The organism is Lacinutrix gracilariae (assembly GCF_042684485.1).
Lineage (GTDB): Bacteria > Bacteroidota > Bacteroidia > Flavobacteriales > Flavobacteriaceae > Oceanihabitans > Oceanihabitans gracilariae.
Genome location: NZ_JBHULM010000023.1, coordinates 1 through 778, shown reverse-complemented (window position 1 = coordinate 778; position 778 = coordinate 1). Strand labels below are relative to the sequence as shown.

1 rRNA gene is annotated in these 778 nt (G+C 33.8%); it reads left to right on the top strand.

Annotated features, from left to right (window positions below):
• Nucleotides 1–659: 659 nt before the first annotated feature.
• A 16S ribosomal RNA gene (locus ACFSSB_RS15435) occupies nt 660–778 on the top strand; the annotation flags it as partial.

Here is a 778-nt window from a genome sequence, read left to right as displayed (position 1 = left end):
GTTCGCTTTGGAGTAGTTTGGAACTTCTTTTTATAAAACTAATGGCGTTACCTTACTTTACAAAAGGGTAAAGTAAGGTCAGGCTATCCGCTATATCTTTTTGTAGTCATTTTTAAGTTAAACGGCTTCCTGTAAGATTGTTATCTATTAAATACCAAGAGTTTTGTGTTATTAAACAAAAAGGATGCCGCTGCTATCCTTAACGCAAAACAAAGATTCTCAAAAATAAAAGGCATAAAAATAAAGCTGTAAGCTATTGATAACAAGTCGTTAAAAGTGAAGTGTTACAATAAGTTTAAAAAAACATTAAAAAAGTCATTGTCAGATTAAAAAAGGTATCTATATTTGCACCCCGCTACGGAAACAACGAGTAAGTTAGGTAGTAGGGAAGTTCAAAGAAATAGTGTTTTAACAGGTTAGAAAAAAGAAATTATTTTTTTCTTCAAAAAACATTGTGAGATTTAAAAAAGGGTTTTATATTTGCACCCGCTAAGCGCTAAAGCGTTTTAGGAAAGAGAAAAAAAGTTCATAGACATATTGAATTGACAGCGTAAGATTAAGTTGGAAACGGCTTAATTAAACAAAGAGAATAAACCATTTTGAGTACTAGAAAATTCCATTAATTGTTAAGCATATTAGTCGCAAGACTTTAAAATTTAACGATGAAGAGTTTGATCCTGGCTCAGGATGAACGCTAGCGGCAGGCCTAACACATGCAAGTCGAGGGGTAACATAAAGAAGCTTGCTTCTTTGATGACGACCGGCGCACGGGTGCGTA